The organism is Pseudomonas sp. PB105 (assembly GCF_009764655.1).
Classification (GTDB): Bacteria; Pseudomonadota; Gammaproteobacteria; order Pseudomonadales; family Pseudomonadaceae; genus Aquipseudomonas; species Aquipseudomonas cyclaminis.
Genome location: NZ_RWIO01000032.1, coordinates 72,621 through 99,013 on the forward strand (window position 1 = coordinate 72,621; position 26,393 = coordinate 99,013).

Consider the following 26,393-nt stretch of genomic DNA (forward strand, 5'->3'; position numbering starts at 1 on the left):
GGGTGTTACGAGATTTGGCCGATTCGTCGTTATCTCCACGGCCGACCTGTCGTTAGACTCCAGGCTTCCCTCGGAGACAGCGCTCATGGAAACGTACCTGAGTCCCAGCCGCTTCATCGATAGTGACCACCCTGCGGTGGTGGAGTTCGCCGAAAAACATCGCGGAACCCGTGCGGATTTAACTGACCAGGCAGTCAGTCTCTATTACGCCGTGCGTGATGCCGTGCGCTACAACCCCTACACCTTCAGCCGCGATCCAGACACCTTGAATGCCAGCTCTGCGTTGGCCACCCGTGAGAGCTACTGCGTGCCCAAGGCCACCTTGCTTGCTGCCTGCGCGCGCCACTGTGGGATCCCGGCGCGCATTGGCCTGGCGGATGTGCGCAATCACCTGTCGACCCCGCGCCTGCTTGCGTTGCTCAAGAGTGATGTGTTCGCCATGCACGGCTACACCGAGCTGTACTTGAACGGCCGCTGGGTCAAAGCCACGCCGGCATTCAATCAGCAATTGTGCGAAGTATTCGATGTTCCGCCGCTGGACTTCGACGGGCGCAACGACAGTGTGTTTCACGCGTTCAATCGCCAGGGCCAGCGGTCGATGGAGTACGTGGTGGACCACGGGCAATTTGCAGATGTGCCCGAGGAATTGTTCTTCACCCATATTCGGAAATGTTACCCGCACCTGTTTGGCGACGATAAGCCAAACCTGTTGGGCGACCTGCAGAGTGATTTAAGCCGCGGGTGAACCGGCGTATGCTGCTGCGTCCATCAAGCCATGTTCATCAACAATAAGGCGCGGTCATGCTGAAGATCTGGGGTCGTAAAAATTCATCAAACGTCAGGAAAGCACTGTGGTGCGCCGAGGAACTCGGCCTGGACTATGAGGCGATTGATGCGGGCGGGGCTTTTGGTGTGGTCGACACCCCGCAATACCGGGCGTTGAACCCCAATGGCCGGGTGCCGATGATTCAGGACGATGACTTTGTGTTGTGGGAATCCAACACCATCGTGCGTTATCTATGTGCCAAGCACGCGTCGGAATTTTATCCGACCGATCTGCAAGCCCGAGCCAGCGCGGAGAAGTGGATGGACTGGACCACCTCGACCCTGGCCGAGCCGTTCAAGGCGGTGTTCTGGGGTGTCGTGCGTACCCCGGCGGAAAAACAGAACTGGGACAGCATCAATGCCGGGCGCCAAGCGTGTATCGATGCGCTCAAAACAGTCGACCAGGCCCTCGCCGAGCAGCCTTACCTGTCCGGCAGTGCCTTCGGCATGGGCGATATCCCCTTGGGTTGCTTTGCCTACGCCTGGTTTGAAATGCCCATCGAGCGCCCGGCAATGCCCCATCTGGAAGCCTGGTACCAGCGCCTGCAACAACGCCCGGCCTATCGCAAAGCGGTCATGACCGCGTTGACTTAATACTGACTATTAATACAGGTGACTGTACTTGTGCGGCGCGGGCAAGCACCATGCTTGTCATGCGCCGCCGTTGAACTACGTGGGCTGCGCGCTCATCTACTCTTTTCATTCCCTTCTTTGGTGCGTATTCCGATATGAGTTCCGCTCTGTCCATCCGGCAGCTAACCAAAACCTACGGCAACGGTTTCCAGGCCCTGAGTGGTATCGATCTGGATGTTGCCGAAGGTGACTTCTTCGCCTTGCTCGGCCCCAACGGTGCCGGCAAATCCACCACCATTGGCATCCTCTCCACCCTGGTCAACAAGACCAGCGGCACGGTGAATATCTTCGGCCATGACCTGGATAAATCCCCGGCGGCGCTCAAGCGCTCCATCGGCGTGGTGCCTCAGGAATTCAACTTCAACCAGTTCGAAAAGACCTTCGATATCGTTGTGACCCAGGCCGGTTACTACGGCATCCCGTCGAAAATCGCCAAGGAACGCGCCGAGCAGTACCTGACCCAGCTCGGCCTGTGGGACAAGCGCGACGTGCCGTCCCGTTCATTGTCCGGCGGTATGAAACGTCGTCTGATGATCGCTCGCGCCCTGGTGCATGAGCCACGCCTGCTGATCCTCGATGAGCCCACCGCTGGCGTGGATATCGAGTTGCGCCGTTCGATGTGGACCTTTCTCACCGAGCTGAACGAGAAGGGCATCACCATCATCCTCACCACCCATTACCTGGAAGAGGCTGAGCAGTTGTGCCGCAACATCGGCATCATTGACCACGGCACCATCGTCGAGAACACCAGCATGCGTAACCTGTTGGGCCAGTTGCATGTGGAAACTTTTCTGCTCGACCTGAAGAACAATCTGTCGGCGCCGCCGCAACTGCTGGGCTACCCGAGCCGGCTGTTGGACAGCCACACTCTGGAGGTCCAGGTCGACAAGGCCATGGGCATCACCGCGCTGTTCACGCAGCTGGCGACCCAGAACATCGAAGTGCTGAGCCTACGTAACAAAACCAATCGCCTTGAGGAGTTGTTCGTGTCCCTGGTGGAGAAAAATCTGACGAAGGTGGCGGTATGAGTTCCGAACTGCAACCCAACCTCGTCGCGCTGCAAACCATCGTTTACCGTGAAGTGAAGCGCTTTACCCGGATCTGGCCGCAGACCCTGCTACCGCCAGCGATCACCATGGTCCTGTACTTCGTGATCTTCGGTAACCTGATCGGCCGGCAGATCGGTGACATGGGTGGTTTCACCTATATGGAGTACATCGTGCCGGGCCTGATCATGATGTCGGTGATCACCAACTCCTACGGCAACGTGGTTTCAAGTTTCTTCGGCAGCAAGTTCCAGCGCTCGATTGAAGAACTGATGGTCTCGCCGGTGTCACCGCACACCATCCTGCTGGGCTACACCGCAGGCGGTGTGTTGCGTGGCTTGATGGTCGGGGTGATCGTGACGCTGTTGTCGCTGTTCTTCACTCACCTGCAGGTGCATCACCTCGGGGTCACCATTCTGGTGGTGGTGCTGACGGCGACGATCTTCTCGCTGCTGGGGTTCATCAACGCAGTGTTTGCACGCAACTTCGATGATATTTCGATCATCCCGACCTTTGTGCTGACGCCGCTGACCTACCTGGGCGGCGTGTTCTACTCCATCACCTTGCTGCCGCCGTTCTGGCAGACCGTGTCGCTGGCCAACCCGGTGCTGCACATGGTCAATGCCTTCCGTTACGGCATCCTGGGTGTGTCGGATATCAAGATCAGTGTGGCGATCACCTTCATGATTGTGGCGACCATCGTCTTGTACATCGGCTGCGCGAAATTGCTGGTGAGTGGGCGCGGGATGCGTACATAACTCACTGAAGACCTGTGGGAAATGTGGGAGGGGGCTTGCCTCCTCCCACATTGGGTTATGGGTGAGGCTTTTATCTCCTCAAGGCGAGTTCAATCAGTGCAGGCAGTTCTTCAGCCGCCAACGGTGCCGTCGAAAACAGAATCCGAAACACCGTCGGCGCCGCCAGCAAGTTGATCAGGCGGTCGACGCTGGGCGGGTTGTCATCCGGGTAGCGCTCGACAATCGCCTGAAACTGCCCACTCAAGATGCTCACGCAATACCCAGGCGTCACGCTGCATTGCACGTCGCGCATCATGTTGCGCCCCGGTTCTGAACTCATTTCATCCAGATACTGCTCGGCCCAGGCTTGCAGGTCGCCGCGCAGACTGCCGGTGTTGGCCGGCTCGCTATCAGGCTGCATGCGCGCCAGGGCCACATCGGCCAGGAGAACGGAGAGGTCGCCCCAGCGTCGGTAGATGGTCGACGGCGTGACGCCTGCGCGAGTGGCAATCATCGGCACGGTGACGCTGGAGCGCTCGTGGGTTCCGAGCAGCTCACGCACGGCCGAATGAACGGATTCTTGTACCCGGGCACTACGGCCCCCCGGGCGGAGGCCTTCTTTAATCGCCATATTTACGACCTTAACACAAAGAATTTGCTTTAAGCGCTGACCAGTCGCACACTCCACAAAAGCAATATATTAGCTTTAGCGGAGCGTGCCGATGTCCAGTCCTATTTCCCACCGTTCCAGCCTGGTGTTTCTGGCGATCACCTTGCTGACATTCCTGGCCGCGTCCAGCGCGCCGACGCCGTTGTATCACCTGTATCAGCAAGGCCTGCATTTTTCTGCAGGTATGCTCACGCTGATCTTCGGTGTATACGCGCTGAGCCTGCTGGCGGCGCTGTTGACGGTGGGTTCGCTGTCGGACCACCTGGGGCGCAAGCCGGTGATTTTTGCTGCGCTGCTGCTGAATATGTTGGCGATGCTGCTGTTTATCAATGAACACAGCGTGGCCTGGCTGATCGCGGCGCGTACATTACAGGGCTTTGCCACCGGCATGGCCACGGCGGTGCTGGGCGCGGCGCTGTTGGATACCGACCGCCAGCAAGGGCCATTGGTCAATAGTGTGGCACCGTTGCTGGGGATGGCGTGCGGGGCGATGGGTAGCAGTTTGCTGGTGGAGTTCGCGCCATTGCCGACGCAGTTGATCTACGCGGCGCTGCTGGCACTGATGTTGGTGCAGGCACTGTATGTGTGGCGCCTGCCGGAAACCGTCAGCCGTATTCCGGGTGCATGGGCATCGCTGCGGCCAACCCTGCATGTGCCGCCCCAGGCACGCCGGGCGCTGTGGTTGTCGTTGCCGGTGGATGTGGCGGTGTGGGCGATGGGTGGGTTCTATTTGTCCCTGGCGCCTTCGTTGGTGCGGGCGGCGACGGGGTCCACGTCCAACCTCATCGGTGGCGGTCTGGTCGCGGTACTGACGTTGAGCGGGGCGCTGATGATCTTCACCTTGCGCAATCGCCCGGCCGACAAGGTGCTGCGCCTTGGCGCGGCATTGCTGGCAGTGGGGGTGGCGCTGATCCTGACGGCGGTACACAGCGCCAGCCTGTCGTTGTTTTTTATCGCCACTCTGATCGCTGGCAGCGGCTTCGGCGCAGGCTTTCTCGGGGCGTTGCGCAGCGTGGTGCCGCTGGCGTTGCCCCATGAGCGAGCCGGGTTGATGTCGGCGTTTTATGTGCTCAGTTACCTGGCGTTCTGCCTGCCGTCGTTGCTGGCGGGCAACCTGATCCGCAGTTACGGCCTGATCGTGACCACCGACGGCTACGGCGCGGCGCTGATCATTCTGGCCCTGTCTGCTCTGGTGGGGTTGAGGGTGCAGGACTCTTCACGCCAATCGGGTATCTGCAAAATAGATAACAGTTAGAGATATTACCCGTTATATAGATATTCGGTCAGGTTCTATGATGGTCTCAACCTCATGCGAGGAAGAGGATTTTCATCATGACCTGCTCGAACACCATCAGCTACAAACCCCTCAGCCACCTGACCCGTCCCCGGGAAGTGATTCGCCAATTCACCCCCAACTGGTTCGCCGCAACGATGGGCACGGGGGTGCTGGCTCTGGCACTGGCGCAATTGCCGGTCAACCTGCCCGTATTGCACACCATCGCTGAAGGCCTGTGGATGTTCACCATTGGGCTGTTCATCCTGTTCAGCGTCTTGTATGCCGCGCGCTGGGTGATGTTTTTCCACGAGGCGCGGCGGATCTTCGGGCATTCCACGGTTTCGATGTTTTTTGGCACGATTCCCATGGGGTTGGCGACGATTCTCAACGGTTTGCTGTTGTTCGGCCTGCCGCGCTGGGGCGTTGAGGTGATCCCGGTGGCCGAAGCCCTGTGGTGGTTGGACGTCGCGATGGCCCTGGCCTGCGGTGTATTGATCCCATTTATGATGTTCACCCGCCAGGAACACAGCATCGACCAGATGACCGCCGTGTGGCTGTTGCCGGTGGTCGCCGCCGAAGTCGCTGCGGCCAGCGGGGGCTTGCTGGCGCCGCATCTGGCGGACGCTCATTCGCAACTGGTGATGCTGGTGACCAGCTATGTGCTCTGGGCGTTTTCCCTGCCGGTGGCGTTCAGCATCCTGACCATCCTGATGTTGCGCATGGCCCTGCATAAATTGCCCCACGCCAGTATGGCCGCGTCGAGTTGGTTGGCGCTCGGCCCTATTGGCACCGGCGCCCTCGGTATGTTGCTGCTCGGTGGCGACGCGCCCGCGATCTTCGCTGCCAATGGCTTGCCGGGTGTCGGCGAGATCGCCAACGGCATCGGCCTGATCGCGGGGGTAACCCTGTGGGGCTTCGGCTTGTGGTGGATGCTGATCGCGGTGCTGATCACCCTGCGTTACCTGCGCGCTGGCATTCCGTTTAACCTGGGCTGGTGGGGCTTTACCTTCCCCCTTGGCGTGTACGCCCTGGCCACGCTCAAGTTGGCGAATGTGCTGCATCTGACATTTTTCTACGTATTTGGCAGTGCGCTGGTGCTGGCATTGGCGCTGATGTGGCTGATCGTCGCCAGGCGCACCGTGCAGGGCGCCTATAAAGGTGAGCTTTTTGTTTCGCCATGTATTGCAGGGCTAGCGAATAAGTAAGCGGGATTAGGTAAAGTCGTGGCCTGATAAATAAAGGCCACGCAGGAACACGGACGATGAGCCACCCCTCGCAATTCACCTTGCTGCGCACGCGGCGCTTTCTGCCGTTTTTCATCACCCAGTTGCTGGGCGCCTTCAACGACAACATTTTCAAGCAATCGCTGATCCTGGCGATCCTCTACAAGCTCACCATCGACGGTGATCGCTCGATCTGGGTCAACCTGTGCGCCTTGTTGTTTATCCTGCCGTTCTTCCTGTTCTCGGCGCTGGCCGGGCAGTTTGGCGAGAAATTCAACAAGGATGCATTGATCCGCGCGATCAAGATCGGCGAGATCGTGATCATGGCCGTTGGCGCCACGGGCTTCCTGACTAACCACCTCGAATTGATGTTACTGGCGCTGTTTGCCATGGGCACCCACTCGGCACTGTTTGGCCCGGTGAAGTACTCGATCATGCCCCAGGCCCTGCGCGACGATGAGTTGGTCGGCGGCAATGGCCTTGTGGAAATGGGCACGTTCCTGGCGATCCTGGCCGGCACCATTGGCGCCGGGATCATGATGTCGTCTACCCATTACGCGCCGATTGTGGCGGTGGCGATTGTCGGCGTGGCGGTGCTGGGTTACCTGGCCAGCCGCAGCATTCCACGGGCGGCGGCGTCTACCCCGCAACTGCGGCTGGACTGGAATATCTTCACCCAGTCCTGGGCCACGCTGCGCATGGGCCTGGGGCAGACGCCGGCGGTGTCGCGCTCCATTGTCGGCAACTCGTGGTTCTGGTTTGTCGGCGCGATCTACCTGACCCAGATCCCGGCCTACGCCAAGGAATGGTTGTACGGCGATGAAACCGTGGTGACCCTGATCCTCACGGTGTTCTCGGTGGGCATCGCCCTCGGCTCGATGCTTTGCGAAAAGCTCTCCGGGCGCAAGGTGGAAATCGGCCTGGTGCCGTTCGGTTCATTCGGCCTGACGGTGTTCGGCCTGCTGCTGTGGTGGCACTCTGGCGGCTTCCCGCAGAACGTGCAGGCCAATGACTGGCTGGCGGTGCTCGGTTACGGCCAAGCCTGGTGGGTGTTGATCGATATCCTCGGCCTCGGTGTGTTCGGCGGTTTTTATATCGTGCCGCTGTACGCGCTGATCCAGTCGCGCACCGCCGAGAACGAGCGTGCGCGGGTGATCGCCGCCAACAATATCCTCAACGCGTTGTTCATGGTGGTGTCGGCCATTGTGTCGATCCTGCTGCTGAGCGTGGCCAAGCTGTCGATCCCCGAGTTGTTCCTGGTGGTGTCGCTGCTCAACATCGCGGTCAACACTTACATCTTCAAGATCGTCCCCGAGTTCACCATGCGTTTCATGATCTGGCTGCTCAGCCATTCCATGTACCGCGTGGAGCATAAAAGACTCGACCTGATCCCGGACGAAGGCGCGGCCTTGCTGGTGTGCAACCACGTGTCGTTTGTCGATGCGCTATTGATTGCAGGGTCCGTGCGTCGGCCGATTCGCTTTGTCATGTACTACAAGATCTACCGCCTGCCGGTGCTCAACTTCATCTTCCGCACCGCCGGGGCGATTCCGATTGCCGGGCGTCATGAAGATATCCAGATTTACGAAAAGGCCTTCACGCGAATTGCGCAGTATCTGAAGGAAGGTGAGTTGGTATGCATCTTTCCCGAAGGCAAGTTGACCGCTGATGGCGAGATGAACGAGTTCCGTGGCGGGGTGACGCGGATTCTGGAGGAGACGCCAGTGCCGGTGATTCCGATGGCGTTGCAGGGGTTGTGGGGGAGTTTCTTCAGTCGCGATCCGAACAAGGGGATTTTCCACCGCATCTGGTCGCGGGTGGTGTTGGTGGCCGGTGAGCCTGTTCGGGTAGAGGAGGCGACACCTGCGCAATTACAGGCTGTGGTTGGTGTTCTGCGTGGGAGTGCAAGGTAGTTCTGCGCTGGATGTTGAGGCCTCATCGGGGGCAAGCCCCCTCCCACAGTTGACCGAGTTGTTCTGACAAGCGCGGTCCAGTGTGGGAGGGGGCTTGCCCCCGATGGCGGTAGCGGCCTAAGTGCTGATCTTAAGCCCAACAAGCCCGCAGATAATCAACGCCACACTCGCCAACCTAAACAGCGCCATGGATTCCCCAAACAGGATAATCCCGGCAATCACAGTGCCCACGGCACCGACACCGGTCCAGATGGCATAGGCAGTGCCCAGTGGCAGCTCCTTCATGGCCAGCCCCAGCAGGCCAAGGCTGATGGCCATCGCCGCAATGGTCAGGGCGGTGGGCAGTGGCTTGCTGAACCCGTCGGTGTACTTCAGGCCCACGGCCCAGCCGACTTCAAACAACCCGGCAAAAAACAGAATGATCCAGGACATGATGACCTCGCTTATTCAGGCGGGGTCGTCCCCGGATTCAACGCTCGTTGGCGTCGCGAGGTCGTCCCCGCGAAGCCCGTAGAGTGCCGAAAACGGATCAGGCGATCAAGTTTGTGGGGGGGTCTCCAGGATACGACGGTCTTCCTTCTCGCTCATGCGACGGAAGTACGTCGACAGCAACGCCCCGGAAATATTGTGCCAGACACTGAACAGCGCACTCGGCACGGCAGCCAGCGGCGAGAAGTGCGCACTGGCCAGCGCGGCGCCCAGCCCGGAGTTCTGCATGCCCACTTCCAGCGCCAGCGACTTGCGTTGCGCCAATGGCAACTTGAACAGGCGCCCGGTGAAGTAGCCCAGCAGGTAGCCGAAGCTGTTGTGCAGCATCACCACGGCCATGATCAACAGGCCCGATTCGGCGATCTTCGCCTGGCTGGCCGCAACCACCGCCGCGACGATGATCACGATGCTGACCACCGACACCAAGGGCAATACGTCCACCGCATGGCGAACCCGTTCGCCCAGTACGCGCTGGGCGACCACACCAAGCACTATCGGCAGCAGCACCACTTGCAGGATCGACCAGAACAACTCCATGAACGATACGGGCAGCCAGGCCGAGGCCAGCAGCCAGATCAGCGCTGGCGTGAGCAGCGGGGCGAGGAGGGTGGTGACGGCGGCGATGGCCACCGACAACGCCAGGTCGCCACGGGCCAGCCAGGTCATCACGTTGGACGAGGTGCCGCTTGGGCAGCAACCGACGAGGATCACGCCGACGGCAATTTCCGGCGGCAGGTGAAACACCTGGCACAGCAGCCAGGCCACGCCGGGCATGATCACAAAGTGCGCAACCACGCCGAGGGCCACACGCCAGGGGTGGCGAGCGACTTCGGCGAAGTCATCGAGTTTGAGGGTCAGCCCCATGCCGAACATCACCAGCCCCAGCAGCGGGACGATGGCGCTTTTCAGGCCGATGAACCAGCTAGGTTCGAGGAAGGCCAGCACGGCAAAAATCAACACCCAATAGGCGAAGGTATTGCCGACGAAGCGGCTCAAGGCGGCGAGTGCGCGCATGGCAGTGTCCTTGTTGTTAGATTCTTGAAGTACACATGCGATCAAATGTGGGAGGGGGGGAGGCCCCCGCCCACATTTTGATCTTCACATGGCTTAAATGCCCTGTGGAGTTTCTTCACCGCCCAGTGCTTCAACCAACGCCGGCAGGAACTCGCCGAAGGTCAGCATCATCAACGTAAAGCTCGCATCCAGTTGGCCCAGGGCTTCGTCGCCGCCGTCCTGTTCCGCCTGGTCTTGCAGCAAGTCTTCGAACTTCAGGCGCTTGACGGTCATCTTGTCGTCGAGCATGAAGGACAGCTTGTCCTGCCAGGCCAGCGACAGTTGAGTCACGACTTTGCCGGTGGTCAGGTGCAGTTGGATTTCTTCGCCAGTCAGGTCCTGGCGCTTGCAGCGCACGATGCCGCCGTCTTCGTGGGTGTCACGCAGTTCACATTCGTCGAGGACGAAAAAGTCATCGGCCGGTTTCTGGGTGGTGACCCAGTCGGTCATGATCGCGGTTGGTGCGGTTTTCACGGTGAGCGGACGTACTGGCAAGGTGCCGATCACTTCACGCAGGGTGGAGAGCAGGTCTTCGGCGCGTTTCGGGCTGGCCGAGTTGACCAGGATCAGGCCTTGTTTCGGCGCAATGGCGGCGAAGGTCGACGAGCGACGGATAAATGCGCGGGGCAGGAAGGCCTGGATGATTTCATCCTTGATCTGATCGCGTTCCTTCTTATAGACCTTGCGCATCTGCTCGGCCTCGATCTCTTCAACTTTCTCTTTAAGCGCGTCACGCACTACGCTGCCCGGCAGGATGCGTTCTTCCTTGCGCGCGGCAATCAGCAGGAAATCTCCGCTGACGTGAACCAGGGGAGCGTCTTCACCTTTACCAAAAGGCGCGACGAAACCGTAAGTGGTCAACTCCTGGCTTGCACAAGGGCGCGCCAGTTTGGTGGCCATTGCAGTTTCCAACGCCTCGGCATCAACAGGCAGATCTTGGGTCAGGCGATAGATAAGCAGGTTCTTGAACCACATGGGGTGAGTCTCTCCTTTATACAAAGGGGGGCATTATTCTCTTGATAGCGCCCCAGGCCAACCCTGCCTAAGCCATTGGAAGGCCTCAAAAAAAAGATTTAAGAAAGTGCTTGCCAGACCATAGGTCGCTCCGTAGAATGCGCGCCACACCGAGACGAAGGGTGATTAGCTCAGCTGGGAGAGCATCTGCCTTACAAGCAGAGGGTCGGCGGTTCGATCCCGTCATCACCCACCATTCGCTTCATGTGTTACGCGCAGCGGTAGTTCAGTCGGTTAGAATACCGGCCTGTCACGCCGGGGGTCGCGGGTTCGAGTCCCGTCCGCTGCGCCATATTCGGTAACCTGGAACACTGAACGCCAGGTCACCACAAGAAGCCCGCTCAATGAGCGGGCTTTTTTTTGCCTGCGATTTATACCGTTGGTTTTTTCTTGCGTGGCTGGCGGCGCGTCGCCATGTGATCAAAGAAAAAAGAGGCGGTACCGAACACGGCGATCAAGGTCAGTAAAAGCATGCCAAGGGTCGAGCTTTCCACGGTTATTTCCGACGTGACGGGGTAAGCCTTCACCGTAGAGGTGGGACGCAAACAGCTCAATAGACCCGACGCATTCTTTACGGCGTCGGGCCCATTGCTACGCACTTTTTACGGCGCGTTCCGGCTGTGACGATAGTCGCTGACGGCCTCATACACCGCCTTGCGCAAGCGGTTGATGCCGCCGATAGGGCGGTGCTCCGCCACGCCAAACCAGGGGTTGAATGACTGGTTGTCACAGGCCAGGTTCAGCTCAGGCGTATCGAAATCCTGGGCCGGGATCCGCACCTTGGCCACGCTTTCATACGGCGCGTCGCTTTCCTTCCATTCGATGCTGGTGTCTTCGATCGGCATGAATTTCTGCGGGTTCTGCCGCTGGATCTGCAACACGAAACAGGCCGGCATGCGGTCGGTGGACAATTGCTGGCTCAGGGCGCTGCGCAGGAAGTTCGGCAGGTCCTGGTTCTGTTTGGGCAGCGCGTATTCCGGGCAGCTTTGCGGGTCGGGCGCGACGCGGAACTTGGCGTTGGCCGCGCCGAACTTGTAGGGCGATACGGAAAAGTACGTGGTCTGCGTCGGGCTGGCCGGTGCGGGCGCCAGGGTTGCCAGGGCGATAAACAGATGGCGCACTTGCCAACTGCGCGGGTCGGCCTTTGGGAAGAACGCCAGGACTTTCTTGCCATCGGCCTGGGCACCGATGTTCTGCGCGTATTCCGCCACATCGCTAACGAAGAAGTTCGGATGGCTGAACATCACGAAGTCCTGTTCGGCACGGGTTTGCTGGTCGGCGAGCAACTGTTTGCCCGGCACACCAAGCAGCTTGATCGCCATGCCACGGGCATCACGAATGCTGTCGAACTGCGGGTAGGCGTTGCCGTTGGACAGCCGCATCAGCGCCTGCCAGGTCTTGCCCGGTTCGGCGAACACCCCCTGGCGCAACGCCGGGCCGAGGTCGGCGAGCACGCTGACTTCGGCCTTCACGCAACCGTGGGCCTTGGCGTGGGCATCACGCAGGTAGCGCGTGCCTTCGCGGTGCTGGTCGACGATGCGCACGGCGGTCTGGATGATGCCCTGGGTCATTGCCGCTTCACCCGGCGGGATCTGCTCATTGGGCGACACCGGTCCGCTGTGCTGCCAGGCGTACCAGGCGGTAGCGGCCAGCCAGCCGAGCAAGCCCAGGCCCATCAGCCACAGCAAGCTCTTGCCGAGGAATCTACCCATGCGCAGCCACAGGCGGGCGAGCAGGGACGGTTGGTCGTATCGAGATCGGATCATCATGGCAGTTGTTGCTCCAGCGGGCCGCCCAGCACTTTGAGGTATTCCAGCAGCGCCCAGCGTTCCTGCGGCAGCAGGCCGCGGCCGATGACGCCGTTGCCACGAGCGCCGGCCCGGAATTCGTGGCCGCTGTTGTGGTTGCCGGTGATTTTGGTATCGAAGACAAAGGCATTCTTGAACGCCGTGGTCTCAAAGCCGAGATGGCGCGGGTCGTAATTGAAGGTGCCTTTATAGAAGGTGGTGCTGCGCTCGTCCTGGGGCGAAAGCAGTTGGTAGATTGTCGGCACCGAACCGTTATGCAAAAACGGCGGCGTGGCCCACACGCCGGCCAGTGGGCGTGCCTTGTAGGCGCGCAGCTCGCGCACGCCAATCGGCAGGCCGTAGCCATCCATGCGCGGGCGCTCGGCCGGGGTGACACCGGCGGCGCGGTAGGCGTGGTCTTCGACAAAGGCAGTGACATAGGCCAGGCCCTTGGCCACAGACATACTTTTCGGGTCCAGGGGCTCGGTCGGTGTCGGGTGCAATTGGACATTCAGCTTGGCCAACTCCGCCGGGTCCCATTGCAGGGCGCTGAGGTCGTAGCGCTGGTCGGCGATGTTGCTGGCAGTGCCGGGGTCGGTGCCGATGTAGTCCACCGGCAGCATTTTCAGGGTTTGCACCGGGCGACCACCTTCCTGGCTGACAGTGGGCACGTGGCAGCCGGCGCAGTTCTCGGCGAACAGCGCTCGGCCTTGGGCGGCGAGCGGCTTGTCGACGGCGCCGAACAACTCCTCGGGCCAGGTAGGCGGTTTGAGGCGTTGCAGGGTTTCTTCGATCAGGTTGAGGTCGCGCACGCGTACGCTGGACGGATAACGTGCATCGCCTTGAAGGGGCTGGCCCGCGCCATCGAAAAACGTCAGGGTCGCCCCCACGCCGAGGGCTTCGCCGATATTGCGTGCCATAGGCTGCTGGGCCGAGCCGTTCCATTGCACCCAGTCGAAGGTCCAGATGTCCCACAGTTGCGGGTAGTCCACCGGTGCGTTGGCGACGCGATAATTTTCCGGGGAGATGGCATCGCCAAAGCTGGCGTTGGCGATGCGGCCAAACGCATCGGTTCGCCCTGGGCCTTCTTCGGTGGGGTAGAGGCCACGGTGGGTGTCGTTCCAGGCGACCTTGAGGAATTGGTTCAGCGACTGCTTGAAGTCCTGGCGCAGTTGGCTGTGCTCGGCCTCGTAGCGATCGCCTAGCACTTGGCGGGCGAAGCGCTCAAATTTCCACGGGTTGTAATAGGTCGCGGCCAGGCTGGCGACCAGGGCCTGGCCGAAGCTGCCGCCGCGCAAGGTGGGCACGCTGGATGGCAGCACATGTTGCGCCGAGCCGCCGTCGATCCGCAGAGCCTGGCCCTTGAAGTGCAATTCGCCGGTGTGACAGGCGGCGCAGGTGATATCCAGGTACTCAACGTTGCTGCCAGCGTTTTTATGGCGGGCAAACCCTACGGGCAGGTTGCCGGGGTTTTGTGTGGTGGGCACTTGCTTGGGATCCACCAGGAAGCCGAAGCGCGCCAGGTATTGCGGCGTGGCAAAGCGTCCCTCGGCGAACGGTAGCTCCAGGGCGGTGAACCAGTCGTAATGCAGGCCTTTTACCTGGGTGCCCTGGGGCGTGAAGTAATAGGTCTGGCGGTCGGCGGCACTCCATTGGTCCTGGTAGTGCACCTGCTCCACAGGCACGTAGTCCGGTAGCTTGGGGTTGACGGTGTAATAGATCACCACGGCCAGCAACAGGACCAGAAGGGTGAATATCAGGAGTAAAACACGGGAAAAAATGCGCAAGATAACTATCCTTGTCGAGTTGTCGCGTTGTTATGCCACTACGGCACAAGTGCGGCAAGTGGCCATGAGCCCGTTGGCAGGCGGTCCCGCGATCCTTCGCGGGTGCTCATCATGAATGAAAATGCTTTTAAACACGTGAACTTATCGGAAGTTTCCTGCTCACATGCCGGTAGCCATTGGTCGTGGCCGCCTGATAAGCTCGCGACTTTATTCGAATGCCCTATTGGCGCATGAACAAGGAAATAGCATGAAACAGCATCGGTTGGCGGCGGCGGTGGCCCTGGTTAGCCTGGTACTTGCGGGTTGTGATTCGCAGACCAGCGTAGAGCTGAAAACCCCGGCGCAGAAAGCTTCCTACGGCATCGGCCTGAACATGGGCAAAAGCCTTGCTCAAGAAGGCATGGATGACCTGGATTCCAAAGCAGTAGCCCAGGGCATCGAAGATGCCGTCGGCAAGAAAGAGCAGAAGCTCAAAGACGACGAACTGGTAGAAGCGTTCGCCGCACTGCAAAAACGTGCTGAAGAACGCATGACCAAAATGAGCGAAGAGTCGGCTACCGCCGGCAAGAAATTCCTCGAAGACAACGCCAAGAAAGACGGCGTCGTTACCACCGCTTCCGGTCTGCAGTACAAGATCACCAAGAAAGCCGATGGCGCCCAGCCTAAGCCGACTGACGTGGTGACTGTTCACTACACCGGTAAACTCACCAACGGCACCACTTTTGACAGCTCCGTGGATCGCGGTAGCCCGATTGACCTGCCTGTCAGCGGTGTGATCCCGGGTTGGGTCGAAGGCCTGCAACTGATGCACGTCGGCGAGAAGGTCGAGTTGTACATCCCATCCGACCTGGCCTACGGCGCCCAGAGCCCGAGCCCGGCGATTCCAGCCAACTCCGTGCTGGTTTTCGACCTGGAACTGCTGGCCATCAAGGACCCAGCCAAGGCTGAAGCCCCTGACGCACCAGCCGCCAAGAAGTAACAGGCGCCTGAACACACAACGCCCCGTCTCGATGGGGCGTTGTTGTATCTGAAGCTTGCACATTGCGGTTCGGGCAAATCCAAACGAACGTCCCCGGGCGGTAACAGTCTGATATAAGACTTAAGCAGGACTAGCCGCACGCAATCGCCAAGTCAATGAAATCTTGGGTTTTTTTGATGTGCGCAAAAAACGCCCGATCTGACTGCAAGCCTTGTAAACCGTGGCTTTCAGCCAGTAAAACAGGCTCTGTTCACAAGGTTATCCACAATTTGTGTGGATAACCTTTCTGTTTGATGGAACTGGAGTGACAGATGAAACCACCCTTCAATTTCACCCGCTTCCTGCCCATGGCTGCACGCTTGCTGGGCCGTGGGCGTCTGCCGACCCTGCTGTTCGCGGTCGCCGCCAAGGGATCGAGCCAAGGCAATCGCCTGGGCAAGCTCAAGGACGATTTCAAGTTGCTCCAATCTCTGTGTCTGGCCTACTGGCGGGGCGAGTATCGAGCCATCAGCCCCAAAGCGCTGATCTCGGTGGTGGCGGGGCTGATGTATTTCCTGAGCCCGATTGACGCGATCCCGGACTTTATCCCGATGTTCGGCATGCTCGATGACATCGCCGTACTTGCGTGGGTCATGAAGGCCCTGGAGGGCGAACTGAGCGCTTTTCGCGCCTGGCGTGACGCGCAGCGCCCGGAAAAACTTGCGGTGGTTGAGCGCCTGCCTGCGACGCCCGCGTTGCTGGCCAAGGAAAACCCGCAAAAAAACGGATGAGGTGGCTATCCCCTGCGACCTTTGTGGCTGTTAGGATTACACTCCTAAGGAAAGAACTTACTCAGTAAGTGCAGTTATCCTACGGGGCAGTCATGGATATTCAGATAATTTCACGCGATGGCGAACCGGAATACGCGGTGTTGCCATGGGATCAGTACCAGGCGCTGCTAAAAGCTGCCGGTCATCAACAACCTTCACCGACTCCTCCTCCTACTGTCCAAGCCGCACCTGACCAGGACTTGCGTGTGCTCGCAGACCTGCGCGGCTTGCGTGAAGCCAAGGGGCTGGCCATTGAAACCCTGGCCCGCACCGTGGGCATCAGCCCGTCGTATCTCGGATTGATCGAAAGTGGTGAACGCCAGCCGGATGCCGCGATCCGCCGCAGCCTGGCTTGGGAATTGGGCGTTGCAGGTTGGAGGGATGAATCTTGAGCCTACGTATCAGTCGTCAACACTGGGATGGGTTGCTTAACGAACTGGACCAGGCGCGCCGCCAGCGCCATCTGTTGACCTACCGCGCGCTGCTGGAGCGCCTGCAATTTCCGACGCCGGCGATGCAAACCCTGGCCGCGGCCCTGGAGCACCTGGCCGCGTTGGACGCCAAGGCCGAGCAACCGCTGCGCAGCTCCCTGGTGATCAGCCAGGGCGCCAGCCGCCTGCCGCGTACCGGTTTCTTTGAGTGCGTGGAGCGCCTTGGGCGCTTCAGCGGACCCTCCGATGGCGTGGCCGCTGCGTCCTGGCACGCCTCTGAAGTGGTGCGGGTGTTTGAATACGAGTACCCGGAGTCTGCCGAGGCTTAGAGCGCCTGGGGCAGCACGTCCATGCTGTCGATCACATGGATGCTGTAACCGGCCACATCCTTGGCATGGTGCTTGGCCTGCGACGCCAATTCCGCCAACTGGCTGGCATCGAGTTGTCCACAGGCCTGTGGATACAAATGCACCACCCCAATCGACAACGACAGCAGCGCAAACTCCTGGCGCACGCCCTGACGGTTCAGTGCCACGAAACAACCGGCGTCCAGATGCTCCGCGCGGTAGAAACGCCGGCATTGGGTATGAAAGTCATCCAGCAACTGGTTGAGCCGCTTGCGCCAGTCCTGTGGCCCGAGCACCAGCAAAAAGTCATCGCCGCCGATATGCCCGACAAAGTCGCGGCTCGGGTCGACCCGGTCGTTCAGGCACTGCGCCAGGCACAGCAACACTTCGTCCCCACGGCCATAGCCGTAGATGTCATTGAACGGTTTGAAGCTGTCGATATCCACGTAGCAGATCACTGATTCACGCTGTTGCTGCAACAGCCGCGTGAGGCACTGCTGGATCGGTACATTGCCGGGCAGCAGGGTCAGCGGGTTGGCGTAGCGGGCCTGCTGGATCTTCAGTTCGGTGATCAACTTGAGCACATCGATCACCCGACCCAGGCCCAGGTAATCGCCATTGAGCGTGATGATGAAGTCTTCTTCGATGCGTTGCCGTGCGCGGCTGGTCAGCAAACGGCTGACCTGCTGCAGTGACTGGCTCAGCTCAACCGCCAGAAAATCGGTGCTCATCAAGCGGCTGATGGGTTTGCGGGCGAAGAGATCGGTGGCAAACGGCTTGAGCAGCGCGTCGGACAGCGAATGCCGGTGGACGATACCCACGGGGTGTCCGCGCTCATCCAGCACCGCCAGGGAATTAAGGTTGGCCTGGCGGCGGAATGCCTCCAGCACCTTGGCCGTGGCGGTGTCCTGGTCCACCGCTGGTTGCTCGTTGAGGAGGGCGCTGAGGTCGCTGCCTTCATCGTTGAGCACCACCGTGGATTGGTCCGGTTTGGGCAGCATCAGCCGTGCTTCCTGCGGCGGTTGTTCTTGTGGGCGGCAGAGCAGGTAACCCTGGACCAGATCGACACCCATCTCCGTTAACACCGCCAGTTCTTCCGGCAGTTCGATACCTTCGGCGATGACTTGGGCACGGGACGCCCTGGCGATTTGCAGGATCGAGCCGACAAACTCGCGCTTGAGCGCATCCTGGTGGATACCGTCGATAAAGTGCCGGTCGATCTTCACGTAGTCCGGGCGCAGCTCCGACCACAAGCGCAGGCTGGAATAGCCGGCACCCAGATCATCCAGAGCGATTGAAAAGCCCATGTTGCGGTAATGGTGCAGGGCGGTTTGCAGTAGGTCGAAATCGTCGGTGGGGGTTTGCTCGGTGAGTTCGATCACCACTTGGCTCGGCGCAATACCGAAGTCGCGCAGCAGTTGCAGGGTGCGTCCCGGTTGGTGCGCCGTTTCCATCAAGGATTCTGGCGAGATATTCAGGAACAGCTTGCCCGGCAGCTTTTGATCACTGAAGCGGCGGCATGCGCTTTCGCGGCAGGCCATTTCCAATTCGCTGAGGCGCCCGGCCTGGCCGGCCACCGAGAACAGGGCGACGGGGGAGTGCAGCGGGCTGTTGGACGGCCCGCGGCTAAGGGCTTCGTAGCCGAGGATGCGCCGTTCAGACAGGCAGATGATCGGTTGGAACAGGCTGTGCAAACTGCGTTGAGCCAGGATAGAGCCCAATGCATTCAGCTGTTCGGTCATGGTCATGGCGATCTCGATCGAAAAAAAAGGACCGCAGGCGATGAGCCTGCGGTCCTTCATTTCACGACAGAATGATGTCTATATGATGACACTCCGGAGAGCGATCACATTAAATCGCCATCATTTACTGCTTGGCCACCTGTTTGGTGATTTTCAGGTAGTCCAGCAGGATCCGGCCTGTCTCGGCCAGGTAAGCGTCGTCTTCCGGTTTGGTTTTATCCGCTTCGGTCGGCAGCGCGTCTTCGTCTTCTTTCTTCAGCTCCTTGAGTGGTTCTTCGCCCTTGGCCTTGCGGCGGACGTTTTCCAGCACAAGTTGCTTGTTTTCGATGTCGCTGTGCTGCGCGCGACGGTCCACTTCGTTGAGGCTGACGGTTTTTTCTTCCATCAACTTCTTGGCCAGGGCCAGCTTGTCGCGGATAAACACGAACTCGGCATCCTTGGCGGAGCGGGTGTCGTGGTCAGCCTTCAACTGCGTCAGGAACGGCTTGAATGGATCCGAAGCAGGCTTGATCGCAGGACGGATGGTGTCCCACGGCATGGCTTCCGGCAGGGCGCTTTCGCCGATTTCCTTGGTGTCGATGATCGACGGGAAATCGATGTCCGGCAGTACGCCCTGGTGCTGGGTGCTCTGCCCGGAAACCCGGTAGAACTTGGCCAGCGTCAGCTTGAGTTCGCCATGGTTCAGCGGCTGGATCGTCTGCACGGTGCCTTTGCCGAAGGTCTGGCCGCCGATGATCAGCGCACGGTGATAGTCCTGCATGGCGCCGGCGAAAATCTCCGAAGCCGAGGCCGAGAGGCGGTTGACCAGCAACGCCATCGGACCTTTGTAGAAGGCGCCCGGGTTCTCGTCTTCGAGCACGTCGACACGGCCGTCAGCATTGCGCACCAACACAGTCGGACCTTTGTCGATGAACAGACTGGTCAGCTCGGTGGCTTCCTGCAGGGAACCGCCGCCGTTGTTGCGCAGGTCGATGACCACGCCGTCGACTTTTTCTTTCTGCAGTTCCGTGAGGATTTTCTTCACGTCGCGGGTGGTGGACTTGTAGTCCGGATCGCCAGCTCGGAAGGCTTTGAAGTCGAGGTAGAAGGCCGGGATTTCGATGACGCCCAGTTTGTAGTCCTTGCCATCCTGCTTGAGGTTGAGGACTTTCTTCTGCACGGCCTGGTCTTCGAGTTTCACCGCTTCACGGGTGATGGACACGATCTTGCTGGTCTGGTCGTTTGGCGCATTGGTGTGCGGAATCACTTCCAGGCGCACCACGCTGCCTTTCGGCCCGCGGATCAGCTTGACCACTTCGTCCAGGCGCCAGCCGACCACATCGACCATCTCTTTGTCGGCCTGGGCCACACCGATGATCTTGTCCGCCGGAGCGACCTGCTTGGTCTTGTCTGCCGGACCGGCCGGCACCAGACGCACGATCTTCACTTGGTCATTGTCGCTTTGCAGGACGGCGCCGATGCCTTCCAACGACAGACTCATATTGATATCGAAATTTTCCGCGTTATCTGGCGACAGATAATTGGTGTGCGGGTCGTAGGACATTGCGAAGGTGTTGATGTAGGCCTGGAAGATATCTTCGGCACGGGTCTGGTCCAGACGCGCCAGTTGATTCTTGTAGCGCTTGGTCAACAGCTCTTGAATGGCCTTGGGGTCTTTGCCGGCGATCTTCAGGCGCAGCACTTCGTCCTTGACGCGTTTGCGCCACAGGTCGTCGAGGGCGGCGGTGCTGGTCAGCCAAGGCGCGTCCTTACGGTCCACCAGAAGGGTTTCCTTCTGGGTGAAGTCGAGTTTGTCGGTACCTTTGTTCAGCTCAGCCAAGGCGAAGTCCAGACGCGCTTTGACGCGGTCCAGGTAACGCTTGTAGATGGTGAAGCCGGGCTGCAGGTCGCCGCTCTTGAGGAAGTCGTCGAACTGGCTCTTCCATTTGTCGAACTCAGCGATATCGCTGGCCAGGAAGTAGCTGCGCGACGGATCCAGCAGCTTGAGGTAGCTGTCATAGATGATCACCGAGCGAGCGTCGTCCAGCGGCGGCTTGCTGTAGTGATGGCGCTTGAGCAACTCGACCACGTTAAGGCTGGCAATCACCTCGTCGCGATCCGGTTGAAGGTTGTCCCAGCTGTTGGCTGCGAACGTATTGGTCGACATCGACGTGAAGCCGAGACCAATGAAAAGAGCGAGGGCGGTGCTGGGGAACAGATGCTTCATGCTGATTCGACGCGGGGGCAATTGATAACGCATATTAGGCCGTCTTTGAAGTTGCCGGTTCCATAGGGGCCGGTCGCATAATGCAAAAAGCCCGGCGCTACTGCTACGGGCTCAGTCCAGACTCACTATGGAGGCACTGTGAAAGCATTGCAAGGCGTTGAAGGTCATGTGGAGTGGTTGGACGAACCAAGTCCTACATGTGACGTAGGCCAAGTTCGCATTCGCGTGGCGGCTGCGGGTCTTAATCGCGCCGATTTATTACAGCGTGCCGGACTCTATCCGCCGCCGCCTGGCGCCAGCGCTGTGCTGGGCCTGGAATGTTCCGGCGTGATCAGCGAAGTGGGGCCAGGTTCTTCGTGGCAAGTGGGTGATCGCGTCTGTGCCCTGCTCGCCGGGGGTGGCATGGCCGAAGAAGTCGTGGTGGATGCGCGCCACGTGCTACCGGTGCCGGAAGGTTTGTCGTTGATTGAAGCGGCGGCCTTGCCCGAGGTGTATAGCACCGCCTGGCTCAATCTGTTCCAGCTGGCAGGCCTCAAGCCCGGCGAGAAAGTGCTGCTGCATGCCGGTGCCAGCGGTGTGGGCTCGGCGGCCATCCAGCTGTGCAAGGCGTTTGGCAGCCCGTGCTGGGTCAGCGTTGGCTCGGCGGAGCGCCTGGCTTATTGCGAGGCGCTGGGCGCCCAGGGCGGCGTGGTCCGTACCGACGGGATCGAAGGGCTGCGCGACTTCGGGCCGTTCGATGTGATCCTCGACCCGGTGGGTGGCAACTATGCGGCGCTGGACCTCAAGCTGCTGGCGCTGGATGGACGCTGGGTGTTGATCGGTTTGATGGGCGGCCGCGAGGCGCAGATCGATTTGGCGCAGGTGCTGGGCAAGCGGGTGCAACTGCTCGGATCGACCTTGCGCAGCCGCAGTGATCAGTTCAAGGCTGACCTGTTCAGTGATCTGAGCCAGCATGTGTGGCCACTGTTTGGTGACGGGCGACTGAGCCCGCAATTGGCCAAGACGTACCCGATCAAGGATGCCGAGGCCGCGTTTGCCGAGTTGGCGACTAACCAGATCGCCGGGAAACTGGTGCTGGTAATTGACGAAAGCCTGGCCTGATCCCGGATTGGAATAGGATCAATGTAGGAGGGGGCTTGCCCCCGATGACGGTGTTTCAGTGAAGAATGTTTCATCTGACGAACCGCGATCGGGGGCAAGCCCCCTCCCACATTTGGATCTCGGTTGAGTCAGATCCAGTGGTGGATCGGCCAACCTGCCTTTTCAGCATGCTCGCGCAACACCGGGTCCGGATTCACCACCTGCGGGTGGTCCACCTTGAGCAGCAACGGTAGATCATTGCGCGAATCCGAATAAAAATAGGCCCCCTCCAGCGTTTCACCTTCCTGCTTCAACCACTCCAGCAACCGCGTGATCTTGCCTTCGCGATAGGTCAGTACACCGACGGTATGGCCGCTGTACACCCCATGGCTGACGTTCAGCTCAATGCCCAGTACCTCATCGATACCGATGCGCGCGGCAATCGGTTTCACCAGATGGATGCCCGATGCCGAGATCACCAGAATCCGGTCGCCGTTGGCTCGGTGCCTGGCGATGGTCTTGGTGGCGTCGCTGTAGATCAACGGTTCAATCACGTCCTCCACCCACGGCTCGACCAGGTGATCAATCTCTTCCGGGGTACGGCCGATCATCGGCTCCAGGCTGAAGTCCATGAAGTCCTCCATGCGCAGCTTGCCCTGGCTGTAGGCGTCCATCAGTTCATTGTTCTTGCGCATGAACGACTCCGGGTCGACCCAGCCCAGGCGGCCCATCTGCTCGCTCCACAAGGTGGCGCAGTCGCCGTGGATCAAGGTGTCGTCCAGATCAAAAATTACCAATGCCATCCGTCACGCTCTCTTTGTAAATCGTTGCATCAGGCTACTTCACACAGCGCATTGGGGTCGATGGAAAGTGCCAGGCGCTGGCCGTCCGGGTGCAAATCGTCGGCCGAGCGGTTGAGCACGTCCACCACCAATTCCACGCCACGGGCTTCGATGCGGTAGCGGATGACGTTGCCCAGCAGGCTGTGGCTGCGCACCAGTGCATCCAGCTCGCCGCTGCGGCTCAGCTCGATGGCCTCGGGGCGAATTGCGATGCGCCCGCTGATCGGGCGTTGCAGCAACTGACTGGCCTTATCGGCATCCAGCAGGTTGTAGTTACCGATAAAACCGGCGGCGAACACGTCGATCGGCGCCGTATAGAGGGTCTCGGCATCGCCGCTCTGCACGATCTTGCCCTGGTTCATCAGGAAGATGCGGTCGGACATGGTCAGGGCTTCTTCCTGGTCATGGGTCACGAAAATCGTGGTCAGCCCCAGCTCGCGCTGGATCTGACGGATCTGCTCACGCAGGTGCTTGCGAATCCGTGCGTCCAGCGCCGACAGCGGTTCGTCCAGCAGCAACAGGCGCGGGCGCGTGACCAGCGAACGGGCAAGGGCCACGCGCTGGCACTGGCCGCCCGACATCTGGTGCGGGTAACGCCCGGCCAGGTCCTTGAGCTCCACCAGTTGCAGGACTTCCTGCACGCGCTTGTGGCTGTCGTCGGCGTTGACCTTTTGCATGCGCAGGCCGAAGGCGACGTTCTGTTCCACGGTCATGTTGGGGAACAGCGCATAGCTCTGGAACACCATGCCGATGTTTCTTTTCTGCGGGCTCAGCGGGACGATGTCCTGGCCATCAAGCAGAATTTTCCCACTGTCCACCGAGGTCAGGCCGGCGATGCAGCGCAACAGGGTCGACTTGCCGCAGCCGGACGGGCCGAGCAGGGTGACGAACTCGCCCTTGGCAATTTCGCAGTTGATATCACTGAACACCGGGGTGCCGGCGTAGCCCTTTTGCAAATGTTGGACGCTGACGAAGCTCATTGGCTTTTGTCCTTGTTCAAGGTATTGGCGGCCCAGGTCAGCACCAGCACAAAGAAGAAATAGGAAATCACGACGGCACTGGTGAAGTGGCCGCTGCTGTTGCGCATGTTGTTGAGGTAGACCTGCAGGGTTTCGTAGCGGGTGCCCACCAGGATGTTGGCGAACACGAACTCACCGAACAGGAACGAGAACGACAGCAACAGCGCCACCATCAGACCTTTACGCAAGTTGGGCAGGACCACGAAGATTGCCGCCTGCCAAGTGCTGGCACCCAGCAGTTGCGAGGCGTCCATCAGGTCGCGCAGGTTGATGGCTTGCAGGTTGTTGGTGATTGCCCGGTACATGAACGGCAGCGCCACGGTGAAGTAGCAGCCGATCAGAATCCACGGCGTGCCGACCATCGCCAACGGCCCGGAACCGTAGAGCTGCAGCAGGCCCACCGATGACACCACCGGCGGCACCGCGAAGGGCAGCAGGATCAGGATGTTCATCAACGCGTCGAGCTTGGGAAAGTGGTAATGCACCACGAACAGCAACGGCAGGATCAGCACCACCGACAGGATCAACGCGCCGACGCACACCAGCAACGATTGACCGAAGGCCATCAGAAAGCGAGGGTCGCTCCACAACTGCACGTACCACTTCACAGTGAAGCCAGCCGGCAGGATGGTCGCCGACCAGCTGCTGGCGATGGAGTAGACAAAGGTGCCCACCAGCGGCAACACCAGGATCGCAAACAGCAGGTACACCACTACACGGTGGTAGAGGAAGGCCGGGCCGGCTTCAGCGCGAGACATGGTAGCTCCTCTTGAGCAGCAGTTGATGGACCACCGTGACCAGGGTCATCAGCGCCACCAGCACCACGGCCAGGGCGCTGGCCATGTTCGGATCCAGGGACACATCGCCGGAAACCAGCCCTGCGATACGGATCGGCAGCACGTTGAAATTGCCGGTAGTCAAGGCGTAGACCGTGGCGTAGGCGCCCAGGGCATTGGCCAGCAGGATCACGAAGGTGCCCAGCAGCGCAGGCGTCAGCACCGGCAACCCGATATGCCGCCAGAACTGCCAGCCATTCGCACCGAGCAAGGCCGCCGACTCGCGCCAGTCTTCACGCAGCGCATCGAAGGCCGGGTACAGCAACAGCACGCCGAGGGGGATCTGGAAGTAGGTGTAGAGGATGATCAGCCCGGTCTTGGAATACAGGTTGAAGTCCTGAATGATCCCGGCCTGCTTGAGCATGAGCGTGATGCTGCCGTTGAACCCGAGCAAAATGATGAACGCGAACGCCAGGGGCACGCCGGCAAAGTTGCTGGTCATGTTGGCAAAGGCGGTGACGAAGTTGCGCAGTGGCCCGTCGACGCGGCGTAGCGAATAACTGCCGAGGGTGGCGATCACGATGCCGAAAATGCTGGAGTAGAAACTGATCTCCAGGCTGAACTGGATCGCTTGCCGGTAGAACTTCGAGCTGAAGATGCGGGTGAAGTTTTCCAGGCCCCAGCCGGCTTCTTCGGTCTGCAAACTGTTGATCAGTACCCACACCAGCGGGGCGATCTCGAACACGATAAAGAACAGTGCGAAGGGCACCAGGCATAGCAGGGCCAGCCATTTGCCTCGGGTCATTTCAACAGCTCCCGGCATACAGGTTTGTCGTGGGGCACGCCCAGCAGTTCGCAGACGGTGCCGCACAGGTCGGTCTGTTTCGGCGTAGCGTTGGCGTCCAGGCTGAAGGCGTCGCCAAGGACGAACAGCGGCACTTGCCGTTCTTCCGGCAGCAGGCCGTTGTGGGAGCGGTCGTTGTTCATGCCGTGGTCGGCGGTTACCAGTACCTGGTAGCCGGCGTCGATCCAGCCTTGCAGGTAATCAGCCAGGATGATGTCGGCCGAGCGCGCACTGTTGCGGTATTGCGCGCTGTCGAGGCCGTGCTTGTGGCCGGCGTCGTCGATGTTCATCGGGTGCACCAGCAGGAAGTCCGGCGAATGCTTGAGTCGCAGGCTTTCGGCGTCGGCGAACAGGTGGGAATCGGGGTAATGGTCATTCCAGTAGAAATGTCCGTGCTGGATCGCCAGCGCCTTGTCGTCGGTGTGACGATCACGGGCCGCGAGAAAGGGCGTGCGGTTATACAACTCGCTGACCCAATGGTAAGCCGCCGCCGCGGTGGTCAGGCCGGCGTCGGTGGCGTAATGGAAAATGCTGCGCTGGTTCGACAGGCGCGCGACCTGGTTGTGCACGATGCCGCTCTGGATCGGTGGCACGCCGGTGAGGATGCATTCATACAGTGGGCGGGACAGCGAGGGCAGTTCACATTCCAGCGTGTAGAGGGCTGCGCGTCCTGCGCCGACATAGGCCTGCAAGTGCCCCATGGCGTGCCTCGCGACCTCGAAGTTGAGGCCATCGAGCACGACAAGGATGACTTTGTGCTTCATGGGGGGAGACGCTCCGCAACAATAGACTTGACTCCATTTCCTGGAGGAACGGGGTCAAAACTGTGGGAGGGGGCAAGCCCCTCCCACATTGGATCTCCACA

General features: G+C 60.1%; 26 protein-coding genes and 2 tRNA genes. 14 read left to right on the forward strand and 14 right to left on the reverse strand.

The annotated features are described in order from the left end of the window. Positions 1 to 85: 85 nt before the first annotated feature. From EJD88_RS06845 to EJD88_RS06860, 4 genes are all read left to right on the forward strand, one after another. On the forward strand, positions 86 to 745 hold the full coding sequence (locus EJD88_RS06845; protein WP_158877373.1) for a transglutaminase family protein: 660 nt from the start codon (positions 86 to 88) through the stop codon (positions 743 to 745). 56 nt (positions 746 to 801) lie between these two features. Beyond that, the gene (locus EJD88_RS06850) at positions 802 to 1,419 is read left to right on the forward strand and encodes a glutathione S-transferase family protein (protein WP_158877375.1); all 618 of its coding nucleotides are present in this window, start codon (positions 802 to 804) and stop codon (positions 1,417 to 1,419) included. A 134-nt stretch (positions 1,420 to 1,553) separates the two neighbouring features. Continuing rightward, complete coding sequence (locus EJD88_RS06855) at positions 1,554 to 2,486, forward strand: ABC transporter ATP-binding protein (RefSeq protein WP_158877377.1); 933 nt, start codon at positions 1,554 to 1,556, stop codon at positions 2,484 to 2,486. Next, positions 2,483 to 3,262 carry an ABC transporter permease gene (locus EJD88_RS06860; protein WP_099582809.1) on the forward strand — a complete coding sequence of 260 codons (780 nt, stop codon included), beginning with the start codon at positions 2,483 to 2,485 and terminating at the stop codon, positions 3,260 to 3,262. The genes EJD88_RS06855 and EJD88_RS06860 overlap by 4 nt, the downstream gene beginning before the upstream one ends. Positions 3,263 to 3,332: 70 nt before the next feature. Here the strand turns inward: EJD88_RS06860 and EJD88_RS06865 are convergent, their stop codons facing one another. Continuing rightward, the gene (locus tag EJD88_RS06865; RefSeq protein WP_158877379.1) at positions 3,333 to 3,872 is read right to left on the reverse strand and encodes a TetR/AcrR family transcriptional regulator; all 540 of its coding nucleotides are present in this window, start codon (positions 3,870 to 3,872) and stop codon (positions 3,333 to 3,335) included. 91 nt (positions 3,873 to 3,963) lie between these two features. On the opposite strand from EJD88_RS06865, the gene EJD88_RS06870 reads away from it, so the two are divergent. The 3 genes from EJD88_RS06870 (at position 3,964) to EJD88_RS06880 (ending at position 8,323) form a co-directional block, all read left to right on the forward strand. Further along, positions 3,964 to 5,166 (forward strand): MFS transporter, encoded by a 1,203-nt coding sequence (locus tag EJD88_RS06870; RefSeq protein WP_158877381.1) that lies wholly within the window; start codon positions 3,964 to 3,966, stop codon positions 5,164 to 5,166. A gap of 77 nt (positions 5,167 to 5,243) precedes the next feature. Continuing rightward, positions 5,244 to 6,392, forward strand: a complete 1,149-nt coding sequence (locus EJD88_RS06875) for a TDT family transporter (protein ID WP_158877383.1) — start codon at positions 5,244 to 5,246, stop codon at positions 6,390 to 6,392. A 56-nt stretch (positions 6,393 to 6,448) separates the two neighbouring features. After that, entirely contained in the window at positions 6,449 to 8,323 is a 1,875-nt protein-coding gene (locus EJD88_RS06880) for an MFS transporter (RefSeq protein ID WP_099582813.1), read from the forward strand. Positions 8,324 to 8,440: 117 nt separating this feature from the next. Here the strand turns inward: EJD88_RS06880 and sugE are convergent, their stop codons facing one another. From sugE to rdgC, 3 genes are all read right to left on the reverse strand, one after another. Continuing rightward, positions 8,441 to 8,755, reverse strand: coding sequence for a quaternary ammonium compound efflux SMR transporter SugE (gene sugE / locus EJD88_RS06885; protein WP_016970241.1), 315 nt, complete (start codon positions 8,753 to 8,755; stop codon positions 8,441 to 8,443). Positions 8,756 to 8,860: 105 nt separating this feature from the next. Continuing rightward, complete coding sequence (locus tag EJD88_RS06890; protein ID WP_158877385.1) at positions 8,861 to 9,826, reverse strand: bile acid:sodium symporter family protein; 966 nt, start codon at positions 9,824 to 9,826, stop codon at positions 8,861 to 8,863. A 93-nt stretch (positions 9,827 to 9,919) separates the two neighbouring features. After that, complete coding sequence (gene rdgC, locus EJD88_RS06895; protein ID WP_150675788.1) at positions 9,920 to 10,840, reverse strand: recombination-associated protein RdgC; 921 nt, start codon at positions 10,838 to 10,840, stop codon at positions 9,920 to 9,922. 159 nt (positions 10,841 to 10,999) lie between these two features. Here rdgC and EJD88_RS06900 point away from each other — a divergent pair. Continuing rightward, a tRNA-Val gene (locus EJD88_RS06900) sits at positions 11,000 to 11,075 on the forward strand. 19 nt (positions 11,076 to 11,094) lie between these two features. Beyond that, positions 11,095 to 11,171 (forward strand) — tRNA-Asp (locus tag EJD88_RS06905). A gap of 79 nt (positions 11,172 to 11,250) precedes the next feature. On the opposite strand, the gene EJD88_RS27165 is transcribed toward EJD88_RS06905, so the two are convergent. From EJD88_RS27165 to EJD88_RS06915, 3 genes are all read right to left on the reverse strand, one after another. Beyond that, complete coding sequence (locus tag EJD88_RS27165; protein ID WP_256592825.1) at positions 11,251 to 11,373, reverse strand: hypothetical protein; 123 nt, start codon at positions 11,371 to 11,373, stop codon at positions 11,251 to 11,253. A gap of 108 nt (positions 11,374 to 11,481) precedes the next feature. Continuing rightward, the gene (locus EJD88_RS06910) at positions 11,482 to 12,648 is read right to left on the reverse strand and encodes a catalase family protein (protein ID WP_158877387.1); all 1,167 of its coding nucleotides are present in this window, start codon (positions 12,646 to 12,648) and stop codon (positions 11,482 to 11,484) included. Then, positions 12,645 to 14,453 (reverse strand): di-heme-cytochrome C peroxidase, encoded by a 1,809-nt coding sequence (locus tag EJD88_RS06915; RefSeq protein ID WP_158877389.1) that lies wholly within the window; start codon positions 14,451 to 14,453, stop codon positions 12,645 to 12,647. The genes EJD88_RS06910 and EJD88_RS06915 overlap by 4 nt, the downstream gene beginning before the upstream one ends. 247 nt (positions 14,454 to 14,700) lie before the next feature. Between EJD88_RS06915 and EJD88_RS06920 the strand changes: the two genes are divergently transcribed. From EJD88_RS06920 to EJD88_RS06935, 4 genes are all read left to right on the forward strand, one after another. Beyond that, entirely contained in the window at positions 14,701 to 15,432 is a 732-nt protein-coding gene (locus tag EJD88_RS06920; protein ID WP_099584450.1) for an FKBP-type peptidyl-prolyl cis-trans isomerase, read from the forward strand. A gap of 311 nt (positions 15,433 to 15,743) precedes the next feature. Then, entirely contained in the window at positions 15,744 to 16,202 is a 459-nt protein-coding gene (locus EJD88_RS06925) for a YkvA family protein (protein WP_112194383.1), read from the forward strand. A 92-nt stretch (positions 16,203 to 16,294) separates the two neighbouring features. Beyond that, positions 16,295 to 16,633, forward strand: coding sequence for a helix-turn-helix transcriptional regulator (locus EJD88_RS06930; protein ID WP_158877391.1), 339 nt, complete (start codon positions 16,295 to 16,297; stop codon positions 16,631 to 16,633). Continuing rightward, positions 16,630 to 17,001, forward strand: a complete 372-nt coding sequence (locus EJD88_RS06935) for a hypothetical protein (protein ID WP_005786715.1) — start codon at positions 16,630 to 16,632, stop codon at positions 16,999 to 17,001. Before EJD88_RS06930 ends, EJD88_RS06935 begins: the two co-directional genes overlap by 4 nt. Here EJD88_RS06935 and EJD88_RS06940 read toward each other — a convergent pair. Continuing rightward, the gene (locus EJD88_RS06940; RefSeq protein WP_099584480.1) at positions 16,998 to 18,767 is read right to left on the reverse strand and encodes a bifunctional diguanylate cyclase/phosphodiesterase; all 1,770 of its coding nucleotides are present in this window, start codon (positions 18,765 to 18,767) and stop codon (positions 16,998 to 17,000) included. The two genes, EJD88_RS06935 and EJD88_RS06940, sit on opposite strands and share 4 nt — an antisense overlap. Before the next feature lie 118 nt (positions 18,768 to 18,885). Next, positions 18,886 to 20,967 carry a carboxy terminal-processing peptidase gene (locus EJD88_RS06945; protein WP_178075349.1) on the reverse strand — a complete coding sequence of 694 codons (2,082 nt, stop codon included), beginning with the start codon at positions 20,965 to 20,967 and terminating at the stop codon, positions 18,886 to 18,888. 138 nt (positions 20,968 to 21,105) lie between these two features. Here EJD88_RS06945 and EJD88_RS06950 point away from each other — a divergent pair, with 138 nt between their 5' ends. Then, on the forward strand, positions 21,106 to 22,068 hold the full coding sequence (locus tag EJD88_RS06950) for a zinc-binding dehydrogenase (RefSeq protein WP_099584454.1): 963 nt from the start codon (positions 21,106 to 21,108) through the stop codon (positions 22,066 to 22,068). A 128-nt stretch (positions 22,069 to 22,196) separates the two neighbouring features. Here EJD88_RS06950 and EJD88_RS06955 read toward each other — a convergent pair whose 3' ends face one another. Genes EJD88_RS06955 through EJD88_RS06975 form a run of 5 tightly spaced genes read right to left on the reverse strand, consistent with a single transcriptional unit; the run spans position 22,197 to position 26,292 of the window. Beyond that, on the reverse strand, positions 22,197 to 22,850 hold the full coding sequence (locus EJD88_RS06955; RefSeq protein ID WP_158877392.1) for an HAD family phosphatase: 654 nt from the start codon (positions 22,848 to 22,850) through the stop codon (positions 22,197 to 22,199). A gap of 29 nt (positions 22,851 to 22,879) precedes the next feature. Further along, positions 22,880 to 23,869 (reverse strand): ABC transporter ATP-binding protein, encoded by a 990-nt coding sequence (locus EJD88_RS06960; protein ID WP_158877394.1) that lies wholly within the window; start codon positions 23,867 to 23,869, stop codon positions 22,880 to 22,882. Continuing rightward, the gene (locus tag EJD88_RS06965; RefSeq protein ID WP_158877396.1) at positions 23,866 to 24,666 is read right to left on the reverse strand and encodes an ABC transporter permease; all 801 of its coding nucleotides are present in this window, start codon (positions 24,664 to 24,666) and stop codon (positions 23,866 to 23,868) included. The genes EJD88_RS06960 and EJD88_RS06965 overlap by 4 nt, the downstream gene beginning before the upstream one ends. After that, a complete protein-coding gene (locus EJD88_RS06970) occupies positions 24,653 to 25,489 on the reverse strand; it encodes an ABC transporter permease subunit (protein WP_099584458.1) in 837 nt (278 codons plus the stop codon). The genes EJD88_RS06965 and EJD88_RS06970 overlap by 14 nt, the downstream gene beginning before the upstream one ends. Continuing rightward, positions 25,486 to 26,292: an alkaline phosphatase family protein gene (locus EJD88_RS06975; RefSeq protein WP_112194394.1), complete on the reverse strand. Its 807-nt coding sequence runs from the start codon at positions 26,290 to 26,292 to the stop codon at positions 25,486 to 25,488. Before EJD88_RS06975 ends, EJD88_RS06970 begins: the two co-directional genes overlap by 4 nt. Between the last annotated feature and the right edge of the window lie 101 nt (positions 26,293 to 26,393).

Coding starts and splice junctions, on each gene's coding strand:
- EJD88_RS06845 (WP_158877373.1), top strand. CDS start 86: ATGGAAACGTACCTGAGTCCCAGCCGCTTCATCGATAGTGACCACCCT.
- EJD88_RS06850 (WP_158877375.1), top strand. CDS start 802: ATGCTGAAGATCTGGGGTCGTAAAAATTCATCAAACGTCAGGAAAGCA.
- EJD88_RS06855 (WP_158877377.1), top strand. CDS start 1,554: ATGAGTTCCGCTCTGTCCATCCGGCAGCTAACCAAAACCTACGGCAAC.
- EJD88_RS06860 (WP_099582809.1), top strand. CDS start 2,483: ATGAGTTCCGAACTGCAACCCAACCTCGTCGCGCTGCAAACCATCGTT.
- EJD88_RS06865 (WP_158877379.1), bottom strand. CDS start 3,872: ATGGCGATTAAAGAAGGCCTCCGCCCGGGGGGCCGTAGTGCCCGGGTA.
- EJD88_RS06870 (WP_158877381.1), top strand. CDS start 3,964: ATGTCCAGTCCTATTTCCCACCGTTCCAGCCTGGTGTTTCTGGCGATC.
- EJD88_RS06875 (WP_158877383.1), top strand. CDS start 5,244: ATGACCTGCTCGAACACCATCAGCTACAAACCCCTCAGCCACCTGACC.
- EJD88_RS06880 (WP_099582813.1), top strand. CDS start 6,449: ATGAGCCACCCCTCGCAATTCACCTTGCTGCGCACGCGGCGCTTTCTG.
- sugE (WP_016970241.1), bottom strand. CDS start 8,755: ATGTCCTGGATCATTCTGTTTTTTGCCGGGTTGTTTGAAGTCGGCTGG.
- EJD88_RS06890 (WP_158877385.1), bottom strand. CDS start 9,826: ATGCGCGCACTCGCCGCCTTGAGCCGCTTCGTCGGCAATACCTTCGCC.
- rdgC (WP_150675788.1), bottom strand. CDS start 10,840: ATGTGGTTCAAGAACCTGCTTATCTATCGCCTGACCCAAGATCTGCCT.
- EJD88_RS06910 (WP_158877387.1), bottom strand. CDS start 12,648: ATGATGATCCGATCTCGATACGACCAACCGTCCCTGCTCGCCCGCCTG.
- EJD88_RS06920 (WP_099584450.1), top strand. CDS start 14,701: ATGAAACAGCATCGGTTGGCGGCGGCGGTGGCCCTGGTTAGCCTGGTA.
- EJD88_RS06925 (WP_112194383.1), top strand. CDS start 15,744: ATGAAACCACCCTTCAATTTCACCCGCTTCCTGCCCATGGCTGCACGC.
- EJD88_RS06930 (WP_158877391.1), top strand. CDS start 16,295: ATGGATATTCAGATAATTTCACGCGATGGCGAACCGGAATACGCGGTG.
- EJD88_RS06940 (WP_099584480.1), bottom strand. CDS start 18,767: ATGACCATGACCGAACAGCTGAATGCATTGGGCTCTATCCTGGCTCAA.
- EJD88_RS06945 (WP_178075349.1), bottom strand. CDS start 20,967: ATGAAGCATCTGTTCCCCAGCACCGCCCTCGCTCTTTTCATTGGTCTC.
- EJD88_RS06955 (WP_158877392.1), bottom strand. CDS start 22,850: ATGGCATTGGTAATTTTTGATCTGGACGACACCTTGATCCACGGCGAC.
- EJD88_RS06960 (WP_158877394.1), bottom strand. CDS start 23,869: ATGAGCTTCGTCAGCGTCCAACATTTGCAAAAGGGCTACGCCGGCACC.
- EJD88_RS06965 (WP_158877396.1), bottom strand. CDS start 24,666: ATGTCTCGCGCTGAAGCCGGCCCGGCCTTCCTCTACCACCGTGTAGTG.
- EJD88_RS06970 (WP_099584458.1), bottom strand. CDS start 25,489: ATGACCCGAGGCAAATGGCTGGCCCTGCTATGCCTGGTGCCCTTCGCA.
- EJD88_RS06975 (WP_112194394.1), bottom strand. CDS start 26,292: ATGAAGCACAAAGTCATCCTTGTCGTGCTCGATGGCCTCAACTTCGAG.